This window comes from Streptomyces sp. TP-A0874, assembly GCF_001748085.1.
Lineage (GTDB): Bacteria > Actinomycetota > Actinomycetes > Streptomycetales > Streptomycetaceae > Streptomyces.
In genome coordinates this window covers 916,834-929,429 of record NZ_BBZK01000003.1, presented here as the reverse complement: position 1 = coordinate 929,429, position 12,596 = coordinate 916,834, and the positions used below count along the sequence as shown (strand labels likewise).

Here is a 12,596-nt window from a genome sequence, read left to right as displayed (position 1 = left end):
TCTGTTTTCCGTTAGAGACCCTAGGGTGTACGAAGGGATCGATCAAGTGGTTGACGCCCGACACCGAGTTGAGAGGGGCGCCTTGTGGAACGCTGGCTCGCACTGGAACTGGCGAGCACGATCCGCCACGACGGGGACGGCGGGGTCGCCGACGACCTCTCCACGGTCCGGGGAACGACCCGCTGGATCGGGGAGCGACGGGACCTGCTGGCCGGTCAGCTTCCGATTGACGGGCTGGTGGTGGACGAAGGACTCAGACTTGAGCTCGTCGGGCTTCGGCAAGCGGTCCGGGCACTCTTCGCCCGAGCGGTGAGCCCCGCTCCCCCAAGCCCGGCGGACGCCGGTCGTCTGATGACCGCGGAGCAGGCGATCGCGCGCCTGAACAGGGTCACCGCCCGGGAACCGGTCGCTCCGCAGCTGGAGTGGCCCGTCGAGGGAGCCCCCGCCACCCGGCTGCTTTCGGCGGAGGACGACCCCCGGGTCCGGCTCGTCGCGGCCCTGGCCCGAGCGGCCATCGACTTCCTCACCGGCCCGCAGCGCGGGCGGTTGCGCTCCTGCACCGCGCCCCGCTGTGTGCGCTACTTCGTCAAGAGCCACGGGCGGCAGGAGTGGTGCAAGCCATCCTGCGGCAACCGCGCCCGAGCAGCTCGCCACTACCGGCGTCAACGCGGGGCCGCCCAGGGCGGACCTGCCCACTCCTGATCGGTACCGGCTCGCCGGATACCGGGCGGTATCCGGCGGTCCTCCGACGCGGGCGCCGACGCCTCCCGCTGCCGCAGCGGTCATCCCGCGCCCGTGGGGACTGCGGCACGCTCCTCAGGCGCGCGCCGAAGCAACCACTCCCCCGGCGTGGGCGCGGGCCACGAACGGCCGGGAGACGAGGGTCACGGCCAGGGAGATGACGGCCACGGCGGTGATCGCGGTGCCGGGGGCGAGGTACTGGGCCGTCCCGCCGGCGATGGCGGCACCGATACCCTGCCAGGTCATCCGACCGGCGGACTCGACGCCCTGCACCTGGCCGCGGACCGGTTCCGGAGTCAGCGCGAGAAGCACCTCCTGGAGCGGCAGGGTGGCGGCGAATCCGGCGCTGGCGAGGAACACCGCCGCCGCCACCACCGGCAGGGGCGGGTGGAACGCGAACAGCAGGTAGGGCGCGGCGAGTAGGAGCCGCAGGGCGAACGCGGAGCGGCGTCGCTGCTCGGCGGTGAGCAGCCGCCCCACGGTCAGGTCCCCGAGGAGCATGCCTGCCGATCCGGCGGCCAGCAGGATCCCGGCGTGGTCCGGGTCGTAGGAGATGAACAGGGCCTCGCAGCCGACGATCAGGCCGTTGGGCACCCACAGGTTCAGCAGCAGCGCCCGCTGGCCGGAGTGGGAGAAGAGCTCGGTGTTCGTCCTCCAGGTCTGGCGCAGTCCCGGCCGACGGGTCAGGCGGATCGAGCGCTCCCGGATGGTCACCGCCAGGACGACGACTCCGAGGCCGGTCAGGGCCGCGGCCACGACGAAGACGTCTCGCGGGCTGAGGTACCGCAGCAGCAGGGCTCCGACGGCGTAGCCCGTGATCGCCATACCGCCCGAGGTGATGTTCATCAGCGACCTGGCCAGCGCGTAGCCGGCGGTCGGTACGACCTCGACGAGCAGGCCCATCCTGGTGCCCGTCCCCAGGGACTGGAAGAAACCCAGCAGTAGCAGCAGGACGAACCGGGCGGCCAACGGCAGCCCCGGGACCGCCTGTGCGGCGACCCCCGTCAACGAGAGGCACTGGAGCGCGACGACGGTCCGACGCGGACGGGCGCCGTCCGCGACCGACATCAGTGTCAACGCCCCGAGCACCATGGCGAACGTGGCGCCGTACATGCTCACCGCCGTCAGGAACGGCGACCGGGTCTCCCGGTTGACCAGCGTGCCGAGCGCGAAGCCCGAGAGGGTGCCGGCGGCGACGGTCAGGGTGAAGCTGACGTACAAGCCCGTGAACTCGCTGTTGCGGAGCAGGGCACGGTAACCGGTGGTCGAGGGTGAAGCGGCCGGCGCAGAGGTGTCGGGTGTCGCGGAGGTGTCGGGAGGCATGAAAAAAGCCTCCGGACTCACACACTGGTGCGTGCCGAAGGACAACACGGGAATTCTAGCATCGAGACGGCGGCCAAGGCGGAGATCAGCACCAGTTCGCAGCTCCGTGACCGTCGTGGGAGGCACGACGCGGGGCAGCCCCGCGGATGCTCGACCGGCTCTTCGCGTTTACTGTCGTGCTCGGTGACCGCTGCGGAGGCGTTCCGTCCCGGTCCTCGTCGTCGCCTTCGATCCGAGCCGCGCAATGGCGGCGCCTCCGGAGGCACGGCGACCACGGTGCGCTTCTTGTTCCTCCCGCGGAAGGAGCGTGGTCGCGGTGGCCCGTAACCGCCGTCTGATTCTGAGTTCGCCGTCGGAGGTCTGGGGGCTGTTGTGCGACGGCCACCGTTACGGCGAGTGGGTGAGCGGCACCCAGCAGGTCCTAGCCGTGGATCCGGGCTGGCCCGAAGTGGACACACGCCTGCGGGTCCGTGTCGGTCTCGGTCCGCTGACTCTGGACGACTCCTGCGTCGTCCGTATCTGCGAGCCGCGGCGCCGTCTGGAACTGGAGGCGAAGACGGATCCGTTCGGGGCGGCCCGTATCGCCATGAACCTGATTCCCTGGGGCGAACACACTCTGTTCGTCCTCGACTGGCACCCGCTTCGCGGCCCCGGTATCCGGATGCACGGGCTTCCCGTGGACTACGTCGTGGCCATCCGCAACGGCATGATGCTCACGAAGCTCGCACGGATCGCCGTGCGCGAGCACGACGAGAGGTCGGGCGGGCGGCTCAGTGGCCGAAGCGCGGGTTCCGCGAGTGCGTAGGCCCGATCGCCCGAGGTTCCGGTTCGGAGCCGCGGGAGAGAACGAGCCGTGGTCCGCCGCTCCGAGCCCGCCGCTCGGTGATTGACCTGGTTGTACCAGTCACCGGGGCGACCGTTCGCGGGCCGGTCCGGCCTTTGCCAGTCTGAGAGCAGTCGTCTCGCGCCGTGCCCCGGGCGGACGCCGGCCACGGAACCGGGTTTACCTACAACGCCCCGGCCCCACACCGAACCGGGCTCACCCGATAGGAGGACGACTCACATGAAGACATTCGTCATGAAGAGCATCGGTGAAGTGGGTTTCATGGAGAAGCCGGTGCCGGACATCGGCTCCCGTGATGCTCTGGTGCGGACGACGAAGGCTCTGATCTGCACATCCGACTCGCACACCGTGCAAGGTGGTATCGGGCCGCGGGAGAACCTGACGCTGGGGCACGAGGCGGTGGGTGTCGTGGACGCCGTGGGCAGCGAAGTCGCGGACTTCCGGCCGGGCGACCGCGTCCTCGTCGGCGCCATCACCCCGGACTGGGGCGACCTGGCTTCCCAGAACGGCTACCCGTCCCAGTCGGGAGGGCCGCTCGGGGGGTTCAAGTTCGCGAACTCCAAGGACGGCGTCTTCGCCGAGTACTTCCACGTCGGTGACGCCGACGCGAACCTCGCCAAGATCCCCGAGGGCATCGCCGACGAGGAGGCCGTCTACTGCGCCGACATGCTCTCCACCGGGTTCATGGGCGCCGAGCACGGCAACATCCCGGTGGGCGGGACCGTGGCCGTCCTCGCCCAGGGGCCGGTGGGGCTGATGGCGACGGCAGGGGCCAGGCTCCAGGGCGCGGGACTCGTCATCGGCGTCGAGTCCGTGCCGAGCAGGCAGGCGCTCGCACGGTTCTACGGAGCGGACGAAATCGTCGACTTCTCCCGCGAGAACGTCGTCGAACGCGTCCTCGAGCTGACCGACGGCCAGGGGGTGGACACCGCGATCGAGGCGCTGGGCGCGGACGTCACCTTCAAGACCGCCGTCGAGATCACCAAGCCCGGCGGGACGATCTCGAACATCGGCTACTACGGCTCGGGCGACCACGTCAGCATCCCGCGTGTCGCGTGGGGGGTGGGACTGGCCGACAAGACGATCCGCTCCGGCCTCTGCCCGGGCGGGCGACTCCGGTTGGAACGGCTGCTGCGTGTGCTCCGGAACGGCCGCATCGATCCGACGCGTATGACGACGCACCAGTTCTCCTTCAGCGACATGGAACGCGCCTTCGAGGTGTCGGACAAGAAGCTGGAGGATGTCGTCAAGGTGCTGGTCACCTTCTGAGGGCCGTCCCCGTCCGCAGTCTCCGGCGGATCAGCGCACGGCGCCAAGCCGGGCCGCCGAGCACCGGCGGGCCGTCCCCGTGCCCGGGAACGTGACCGCCGGTGGATCCGGACTCAGGCGTTCTTCAGCTCGATGCCCTTGGTTTCCCGCATCAGGTAGACGGCGACCCCGGTGCCGAGGCACAGCACCATGATGTAGATCTCGGACAGCTGTGCCATGTCCAGGTTGATGAAGAGCTGGTTGAGGTACGGGGCGGTGCCACCGAAGACGGCGACGGAGACGGAGTAGGCGAAGCCGATGCCCTGGGTCCGCACCTGGGTCGGGAAGGCTTCCGACATGGTGGCGGACAGTAGCGCGCCGGGGATGGCCACGATGACGAGCGCCACTGCGGCGGCGACGAGGAGCGTCCAGCCCGCCGAACCGATCATCCCGGTGAGCGGCATGTGCAGGGCGGCCATCAGCACCGCAAAGGCGATCATCATCGGTCGGCGGCCGACCCGGTCGGAGACGTGGCCCCACAGCGGCAGCGTCGCCAGCGCGATGCACTGGGCGCCGACCGAGCACCAGTAGGCCACGTCGGGGGCCATGCCCTGCTGGGTGATGGCGTAGGTGGACGCGTAGGAGGTCCAGGTGTAGTGGGCGGAGGTGATGCCCGAGGTCATCAGGATGACCAGCAGCACCGAGCGGGTCACCTGCCGGCGGGAGACCGGCCGGTCGGTGGGGCGCTCGGCGGCGGGCTGTTCGGTGAACACCTCGCTCTCGTCCATGGCGCGTCGCAGGTACAGAGCCACCAGTGCGAGGACTGCGCCGAGGAGGAACGGGACGCGCCAGCCCCATTCGGCGACGGTGCTGTGGGCCAGGCTGGAGGTGACCACACCGCCTACGGTGTAGGCGAGAACGGAGCCGCCGAAGATGGCGACGAAGACGATGCTGCCCCACATACCGCGCCGGTGGCTGGGCGCGATCTCCGCCACGTAGGTGTTGGCGGTGGCGGACTCGCCGCCGTGCGCGAACCCCTGCACCACCCGGGCCAGCAGCAGGATCAGCGAGGCCCACGCTCCGATGGAGGCGTAGGAGGGCAGAAAGCCGATGGCCAGGCTGCCGGCGGCCATCATGAGCATGGTGGTGACGAGCACGAACTTGCGCCCGCGCCGGTCGGCGACACGGCCGAAGACGATGCCGCCGAGTGGCCGCATGAGGAAGCCGACTGAGAAGACCGCGAGAGTGGACAGCAGCGCGGAAACCGAGTCGTCGGGGTTGAACATGGCGGCGGCGATGAACGGTGTGAAGACGGCGTAGGCGCTCCACTCGTACCACTCCAGGACGTTGCCGACCGTGCTGGCGATGAGGGACCTGCGTTTGGCGCGCAGGGTGAGTCCGGTCTTGCCTTCGGCTTCGAGTGGTGCGCCGAGTGATGTCTGTGCGTCGCTCACGGGAGCTCCTTCGCTCGCGGCGGGCAGGGGGGAGGGCTGAGTGTGTTGCGGCCGGACACCGGGTACGGCGCGGGGCGGGCGGAAGTGGGGTCAGTTGGTGGCGTGGGCGGCGGCCGTCTCCAGCAGACGCGGTACCCCCGATTCCAGTGAGGGTCCGAAGACCCGGTCATGGGGGCGCTCCCCGCGCAGCCACCGGGTGTGGATGGCCTCGCAGAAGATCGCCGCCTTCCACAGCGCGAGCGTCTGGTACCAGGGCAGGGGGGTGAGGTCGAGGTGGTCCATGCGCGCGCTGTAGTGCCGGGCCAGCTCGGCGCGGGTGGGATAGCCCTCCTCGCGGGTGACCGGGGTGAGTTCCAGCGGGGTGACGGGTCGGCCCGGCTCGGCGTAGGTGGCGGTGAGATAGCCGAGGTCGGCCAGCGGGTCGCCGAGGGTGGCCATTTCCCAGTCGAGGACGGCCATCAGCCGGGGCCCGCCGGCGGGTGCGAACATCAGGTTGCCCATGCGGTAGTCGCCGTGCACCACTCCGGAGGACTGGCTGTCCGGCAGGTTGCGGCCGAGCCAGTCGGCGAGCCGGAGCACCGTCGGCAGGTCGCGGGTGGTGTTGATCTCCCACAGGCCGGCGAAGCGCTCCACCTGGCGGGCCAGGTAGCCCTCGGGCCGCCCGAAGGAGGCGAGTTCGCCCTGGGTGACATCGATGCTGTGCAGGTCGACGAGGGTGTCGACGACCGCCAGCCCGGTGGCCCGGCGCCGCTCGGGGGTATCGAGGTGAGCGGGGACGGTGTCGGTGATGACGGTGCCGTCGAGATGGGCCATCAGGTAGAAGGGCGTGCCGAGTACCGAGTCGTCCTCGCAGACCGCGAGGATCTCCGGCACCGGCACCCCGTGGCCGCGAACCGCCTTCTGGATGCGGGCCTCGCGGACCATGTCGTGGGTGGACTTGGGCAGCGGCGGGCGCGGACCCCGGCGCAGTACGACGGAGGCCTCGCCGCGTCTGATCAGATAGGTGACGTTGGAGTGCCCGTCGCCGATGCGCTGCCAGGCGAGGGGGCCGCTGCCGATGCCGTGCCTGTCGAGGAAGCCGGTGACCTCGTCGACGATGAGTAGCGGCGGGGCGGTCAGCCGCTCGGCGGCCTCCCGGTCGGCGACGACCTCGGTACCGTCGGGAACGGTGTGCATCAGGCGTCCTCGTCCCGTACGACGGCGGTGCCCTGGTAGCGTTCGCCGGCTTCCACCCGAGCGTGGCGCTGTTTGGCGGCGCGCCGGGCGATCGCCCACTTGTGGGTCTCGGTGGAACCGTCGTAGATGCGGAACGGACGGACCTCGTTGAGGTACTGGGCCAGCGGCAGCCCGTCGGACACGCCGTCGCCGCCACACAGTTGCACCGACCTGTCGATGATCCGGGAGATCGCCTCCGAGCAGTGCACCTTGGCGACGGAGGAGAGCGCGGAGCCGGCCCTGGGGTCGCTCGCCAGCAGCACGGCCGTCTTGGTGATGATCGCGTCGGAGGTCTCGATGTCGATGACGGACTCGGCGATGAGGTTCTGCGCCAAGCCGAGTGAGGCCAGCGGCGCCCCGAACAGCTCGCGCCGCTGGGCCCGGTCGAGGGCGACGTCGAGGGAGCGGCGGGCCAACCCGAGCCAGCGCATGCAGTGGGTGAGCCGGGCCGGCCCGAGGCGTACCTGCGCGTACCGGAAGCCCTGGCCGACCGAACCGAGGACGGCGCTGTCCGGCACCGAGCAGTCCTCCAGGTGGACATGGGGGTGGCCGCCGTCGATGGCACGATCGACGGTGTGCACGGGGGCACCGACGCGGATGCCGGGATTGTCCATGTCGACCAGGAACATGGTGGCCCCCTCGGGGGCGTCCCCGATCGCGGGGGTGCGGGCCATCACGATGCAGAAGTCGGCGCCGACGGCCCCGCTGATGAACCGCTTGTGTCCGTTGATCACCCAGCCGCCGCCGGTCCGTTCGGCGGTGGTGCGCAGCGCAGCGGGGTCCGATCCGGCGCCTGGGTGCGGCTCCGTCATGCCGAAGCAGGAGCGGATCCGGCCGGCCGCGAGGGGGGCGAGATAGCGTTTTCTCTGCTCATCGGTGGCGATGAGGTGGAGCATGTGCATGTTGCCCTCGTCGGGGGCCATGCAGTTGAGCACGCTGGGGCCGATGGGCGAGTAGCCGGCCTCCTGCAGGATGGGGGACCAGTGCTCGATGGGCAGGCCCTGCCCTCCGTACTCGGTCGGCATGTGTGGGGCGAAGACCCGAGCGTCCTTGGCCGCGGCCTGCAACTGGTCGCGCGTGGCCTTGTCCAGGCGCTGGCCGGGGGCGGGCTCGGCCTCCATGACCGCCCCGCGGATGAAATGGCGGGTGCGCTCGCGCAGTTCTTCCACCGCGGACGGCAGGTGGCTGTGGGGCATGTTCCGGTCCCTTCGCTGGTCGGGTTCCACGGTCAGACGGTGCCGCCGGCGGCTGTGAGGCCGCCGTCGACGCTGAGGACGTGACCGGTGACCCAGGAGGCGTCTTCGGAGACGAGATAGGCGACGGCGGAGGCCACGTCGGCGGGTACGCCGAGCCGCCGCATCGGGTAGCCGGCGGCGGCTTCCTCCTCCTTGTCCTGGTAGAGCGCGCGGGCGAACCGGGTCTTGACGACGGCTGGGGCGACGGCGTTGACACGGACGTCCGGGCCCAGTTCGGCGGCGAGGGTTCGGGTGAGGTGCGAGACGGCGGCCTTGCTCACGCTGTACAGGCCGATGCCGGGTGCCGGCGTGTCACCGGTGACGGAGGAGAGGTTGACGACGGTGCCGCGGCGCTGGGTGAAGTGCAGCTCGGGGTGTGCGAGAGCGGCCTGCACCCACGCCAGCGTGGCGAGGACGTTGACCTCCAGCACCTTGCGGGCGGCGTCGAGGTCTATCTTGCTGACCGGACCGTAGGCGGGGTTGACGCCGGCGTTGTTGATCAGGATGTCCAGGCCTCCGAACTCCCGCGCCACGGTGTCGAGGACCTCGGCACGGTGCCGCGGGTCGTCTGCCTTGCCTGCCACGGTGAGCACCCGGGCGGCGGGCAGCGTCCGGGCGGCCTCGCCCAGCGGCTCGGCGTTGCGGGCGGTGATGCAGACCCGCGCGCCCTCGCTCACCAGGCGTTCGGCGATGGCCAGGCCGATACCGCGGCTGGCTCCGGTCACGACGGCGGTGCGCCCGGCGAGGCGGCCCGGTGGCTGTCGGCTGTGCTGGTCCTCGCTGGTGTGCTGGTAGGGCACCGGTCAGCCTTTCGTTGTGGTGGGCGGGAGATCACGGTCCGATGTCCGGCGCAGTTCGGCGCGGCGGATCTTGCCGCTCTGGGTCTTGGGGAGATCGGCACGGAGGTGCACCTCGGTGGGGCGCTTGTACGCGGCCAGCCGGTCCCGGGTGAAGGAGATCAGCTCATCGGGGGTGGCGGTGGCGCCGGCGGTGAGCGAGACGTAGGCGACGACGGTCTCGCCGCGGTAGTCGTCAGGCTGTCCGACCACGGCGGCCTCGTGCACCGCCGGGTGCTCGTAGAGAGCGTCCTCGACCTCCCGAGGCCAGACCTTGTAGCCGGAGACGTTGATCTGGTCCTTGAGCCGGTCGACGAGATAGACCCACCCCCGCTCGTCGATGATCGCGCCGTCACCGGTGCGCAGCCGACCGCCGGGCATGGTCTGCTGGGTGGCGGCGGGATGGCGCCAGTAGCCGGGCGCCACCTGAGGGCCGCTCAGTTCGAGTTCACCCTGCTCGCCGGGGGGCAGTGCATGGCCGTCGGGGTCGATGACGCGGGCGGTGAGGTTGGGCAGCGGGACGCCGATGGAGAGGGTGCCGCTGGCCTCGTGCACCGGGGCGCTGGTGCCGGGCGGCACGGCGATGACGGCGGAGCTGGTCTCGGTCATGCCGTAGATGTTGTGGATGTAGACGCCGAACCGGTTCTGGAACCGGTCGACTGTGGAGGGCGGAACGGGGGAGCCGCCGGAGAAAAGGTGTTTGGCGGTGGCGAAGTGCTCCGGGCCGGCGTGCTCCACCGCGTACATCGCGTTGTAGGCGGTGATCGAGCCGACCATGAAGGTGACGCGGTGCTCGGCGAGCGCGTCCAGCGCGACCTCGGGATGGAATCGGCCGGTGAAGACCAGGGTGGTGGGGGTGATCAGTGAGATGGCCGCGTTCACCACCGCCCCGGTGATGTGGAAGAGCGGGGCCAGCGCGTACACCACGTCTCCGTCGGCGAGATCGGCCCAGGCCGCGTTGGTGAGCGCCACGTTGAGGACGTTGCCGTGGGTGTTCATGGCCCCCTTGGGCGGGCCGGTGGTTCCGGAGGTGTACGTCAGCAGGGCCACGTCGTCGCGGGTGAGCTCCACCGGATCGGGACGGCAGCCCGTGAATTCGCGCAGCAGGGCGGAGAGATCACCGTCGGGGGCGGGCGTGGGGCGCTCGGCCGAGAGGAAGACGCGCGGGTCGTCACGGTTCTGGAAGTCGAGTGCCGACGTGCTGACGGTCCAGCGCACCGGGCTGCCGGCGAGGGACGCTCGCATCTCCCCCACATCGGTGTCGGCGCAGACGATGCCCACGGTCGCAGCGTCGTCGACCAGGCGGCGCAGCTCATCGCGGCGGTACATCGGATTGAGGAGGAGGGCGACGGCGCCCAGCTTCCACAGGGCGAGCAGCACCAGGGCGTACTGCGGGATGTTCTGCAGGTAGATCCCGACCCGGTCACCGCGGCGGGTGCCGCGGGCCGCGAAGGCGACGGCCAGCGCGTCGGAGGCGGCATCCACTTCCTGAGCCGTCAGGGCACCGTCGAAGTAGCGCAGGGCGACGGCGTCGGGGGCACGCGCCACGCGGGCCCGCCACGCCGCTGCCAGGGAGTCGTGCTCCACCGCCATCTGTGCAGGGACCGCGGCCGGGTACAGATCCCGCCACGGACATGCCTGGGGTATCGACATCTCCCGCTCCCTCCCACCGTCCCGAACGGTTCCGGGTATGCTGGACGACATACCGACCGATCGCTCGCTCGGTATATTGCAGGTGAGGATCTACGGGGCGCAGCAGCGTGTCAAGGGGGTGCGCGGCGGTTCCCGGGTCGGCCGGGCGGTCGGGGAGCCGGGGGCATACTTGCCTGTCAGCCCCAGCACACGCGGGTGAGGAGAGCAGTGACTGAAGCCGACGCCATGACCGCTGGCAAAGCTGCCGTGACCAGCGTTGACGAGGCCGGAACCGCGGCGGGCTGGAGGCTCTACACCGACGACGGCCTACCGCCCGTCCTGCAAGCCGCGTTGGCCTGCTTCGTGGAGCAGGGCTATCACGGCACCACGATCCGGGAGGTGGCCGCGCGGGCCGGCCTGTCGGTGCCGGGGGTGTACCACCACCATCCCTCGAAACAGGCTCTGCTGGTCGGGATCGTCACCCGGGCCATGGCGGAACTGTGGGAGCGGAGTACGGCGGCCCTCGAAGAAGCCGGGCCGGATGTCGGGCGCCGACTGGATCTGCTGGTGGAGTGTCTGGTGCTGTTCCACGCACACCGGCGGGAGTTGGCCTTCATCGCGGCGAGCGAGATCCGCAGCATGCTCGGCGACGACCGCACCACCTACATCGAAGCCCGCGATCGGCAACAGCGGCTCATGGACACGGTGGTCGAGGAAGGCGTGACACGGGGAGCGTTCACCACCGACTACCCCCGCGAGGTCAGCCGGGCGATCGTCACCATGTGCACAGCGGTGTCCCAGTGGTACCGCACGGACGGAGAACTCTCGCCCCCGGAACTGGCCGCCCGCTACCGAACCATGGCTCGCATGACCGTCGGCGCGGCCTGACCCCTCCCCACCGCCGCCCGTGGAAAAGGGTTTGCCGAAGAGAACCGGGGTCGGATAGACAAGGCGACGGCTCCCCAGCCACAAGGGGTTGCGGGCCATGACGACGAAAGGAGGGGTGAGCCGATGTTTCCCCTGTTTACCGCGCTTGCGTCCTCCCGGGCCGCGGACCGAGTCTGACCCGGAAACGGACGGGCGCTTTCCATGGAGCGTGCCTTGACCGTCCTGCAGCATGAACTGATCATGCGTCCGATCACCGGACACGAAGAACTCGACCTCTTCTGTCGGCTTCCCTACGTCCTCAACAGGGAACTGGCCGACGACCTCGCCAACGACCGCCGACGGCCGGAGTGGCTGTGGGTTGCCCTGCGGGGCGACCGGCTGCTCGCCAGGGTCGCCTGGTGGAGCCGATCAGGCGATGACGCGCCGTTCATTTTGGACGTCGTCGATATCGACGACACCATCCCCGGGCCCGATCGGGTGGAAATCGGCTCGCGGCTGCTACGCACTGCCATGGCCGCCGTCCTTCCGTCCGGGGCCCGACCGCCCAGGTACAGCCGTTTCACGCCGCCCCACTGGCGGGAAGACACCGCGGCCAGAAGGGCCGTCGGAGACCGTATGGCGGTGCTGGAGCGGCTCGGCGCCCGGCTGTTCGTGGAGCGTCTGCGGCTGGAGTGGCGCCCGGAGACGCCTGTGCCGAAACACAGCGGGCGCCTAACGTTCCGGCCCGTCCGCACCACCGAGGAAATCCTCTCGATGATGACCTCGGTTCTGGACGGCACGCTGGACGCCCACAGTCGTGACGAACTGAGCCGGATGTCCGCCCGCGAAGCGGCGGACAGCCAGTACCGGAACGAGCTCACGCGTTACGGGACCCCGAGGGAATGGTGGCAGGTCGCGACCCTGCCCGAGGGCGAGCCCGTGGGGTTCGTGATCCCGGCCCGTAACGACTACAACCCGGTCATCGCCTACATCGGCGTGCTGCCGCAGCATCGGGGCAACGGCTATATCGACGACATCCTCGCCGAAGGAACCCGCATCCTCGCCGGAGAAGGAGCCCCTCGTATCCGGGCGGCCACCGACCTCGGCAACATCCCCATGGCGAACGCCTTCCGGCGTGCGGGATACGACAATTTCGAGCGCGAGATCAACATGACCTGGAGCTGACCGCGCATGGGCGGGG

At 70.2% G+C, this 12,596-nt stretch carries 11 protein-coding genes; 5 read left to right on the top strand and 6 right to left on the bottom strand.

Features of this window, described 5'->3' with window-relative positions:
• Nucleotides 1-84: 84 nt before the first annotated feature.
• Entirely contained in the window at nt 85-702 is a 618-nt protein-coding gene (locus tag BGP73_RS03820; RefSeq protein WP_069811937.1) for a CGNR zinc finger domain-containing protein, read from the top strand.
• Nucleotides 703-816: 114 nt separating this feature from the next.
• Here BGP73_RS03820 and BGP73_RS03815 read toward each other — a convergent pair whose 3' ends face one another.
• Complete coding sequence (locus BGP73_RS03815; RefSeq protein ID WP_069811936.1) at nt 817-2,064, bottom strand: hypothetical protein; 1,248 nt, start codon at nt 2,062-2,064, stop codon at nt 817-819.
• Nucleotides 2,065-2,380: 316 nt separating this feature from the next.
• On the opposite strand from BGP73_RS03815, the gene BGP73_RS03810 reads away from it, so the two are divergent.
• Nucleotides 2,381-2,869, top strand: coding sequence for an SRPBCC family protein (locus BGP73_RS03810; RefSeq protein ID WP_107473951.1), 489 nt, complete (start codon nt 2,381-2,383; stop codon nt 2,867-2,869).
• Nucleotides 2,870-3,127: 258 nt separating this feature from the next.
• A complete protein-coding gene (locus BGP73_RS03805) occupies nt 3,128-4,177 on the top strand; it encodes an NAD(P)-dependent alcohol dehydrogenase (RefSeq protein ID WP_069811935.1) in 1,050 nt (349 codons plus the stop codon).
• Between the two features lie 113 nt (nt 4,178-4,290).
• Here the strand turns inward: BGP73_RS03805 and BGP73_RS03800 are convergent, their stop codons facing one another.
• The 5 genes from BGP73_RS03800 to BGP73_RS03780 all read right to left on the bottom strand — a co-directional run bounded on the left by BGP73_RS03800 (nt 4,291) and on the right by BGP73_RS03780 (nt 10,549).
• A complete protein-coding gene (locus BGP73_RS03800) occupies nt 4,291-5,610 on the bottom strand; it encodes an MFS transporter (RefSeq protein WP_069811934.1) in 1,320 nt (439 codons plus the stop codon).
• Nucleotides 5,611-5,700: 90 nt separating this feature from the next.
• Nucleotides 5,701-6,786, bottom strand: coding sequence for a phosphotransferase family protein (locus tag BGP73_RS03795; RefSeq protein ID WP_069811933.1), 1,086 nt, complete (start codon nt 6,784-6,786; stop codon nt 5,701-5,703).
• Nucleotides 6,786-8,021, bottom strand: a complete 1,236-nt coding sequence (locus tag BGP73_RS03790) for an acyl-CoA dehydrogenase family protein (RefSeq protein ID WP_069811932.1) — start codon at nt 8,019-8,021, stop codon at nt 6,786-6,788. The genes BGP73_RS03795 and BGP73_RS03790 overlap by 1 nt, the downstream gene beginning before the upstream one ends.
• A 32-nt stretch (nt 8,022-8,053) precedes the next feature.
• Nucleotides 8,054-8,860: an SDR family oxidoreductase gene (locus tag BGP73_RS03785; protein WP_069811931.1), complete on the bottom strand. Its 807-nt coding sequence runs from the start codon at nt 8,858-8,860 to the stop codon at nt 8,054-8,056.
• Between the two features lie 3 nt (nt 8,861-8,863).
• Nucleotides 8,864-10,549, bottom strand: a complete 1,686-nt coding sequence (locus BGP73_RS03780; protein ID WP_079127167.1) for a class I adenylate-forming enzyme family protein — start codon at nt 10,547-10,549, stop codon at nt 8,864-8,866.
• Nucleotides 10,550-10,756: 207 nt separating this feature from the next.
• Here BGP73_RS03780 and BGP73_RS03775 point away from each other — a divergent pair, with 207 nt between their 5' ends.
• Together BGP73_RS03775 and BGP73_RS03770 are read left to right on the top strand one after the other, a co-directional pair.
• The gene (locus tag BGP73_RS03775) at nt 10,757-11,416 is read left to right on the top strand and encodes a TetR/AcrR family transcriptional regulator (protein WP_244501064.1); all 660 of its coding nucleotides are present in this window, start codon (nt 10,757-10,759) and stop codon (nt 11,414-11,416) included.
• Nucleotides 11,417-11,656: 240 nt separating this feature from the next.
• Complete coding sequence (locus tag BGP73_RS03770; RefSeq protein WP_079127195.1) at nt 11,657-12,580, top strand: GNAT family N-acetyltransferase; 924 nt, start codon at nt 11,657-11,659, stop codon at nt 12,578-12,580.
• The last annotated feature ends 16 nt before the right edge of the window (nt 12,581-12,596 follow it).

Coding starts and splice junctions, on each gene's coding strand:
- BGP73_RS03770 (WP_079127195.1), top strand. CDS start 11,657: ATGCGTCCGATCACCGGACACGAAGAACTCGACCTCTTCTGTCGGCTT.
- BGP73_RS03790 (WP_069811932.1), bottom strand. CDS start 8,021: ATGCCCCACAGCCACCTGCCGTCCGCGGTGGAAGAACTGCGCGAGCGC.
- BGP73_RS03795 (WP_069811933.1), bottom strand. CDS start 6,786: ATGCACACCGTTCCCGACGGTACCGAGGTCGTCGCCGACCGGGAGGCC.
- BGP73_RS03780 (WP_079127167.1), bottom strand. CDS start 10,549: ATGTCGATACCCCAGGCATGTCCGTGGCGGGATCTGTACCCGGCCGCG.
- BGP73_RS03805 (WP_069811935.1), top strand. CDS start 3,128: ATGAAGACATTCGTCATGAAGAGCATCGGTGAAGTGGGTTTCATGGAG.
- BGP73_RS03815 (WP_069811936.1), bottom strand. CDS start 2,064: ATGCCTCCCGACACCTCCGCGACACCCGACACCTCTGCGCCGGCCGCT.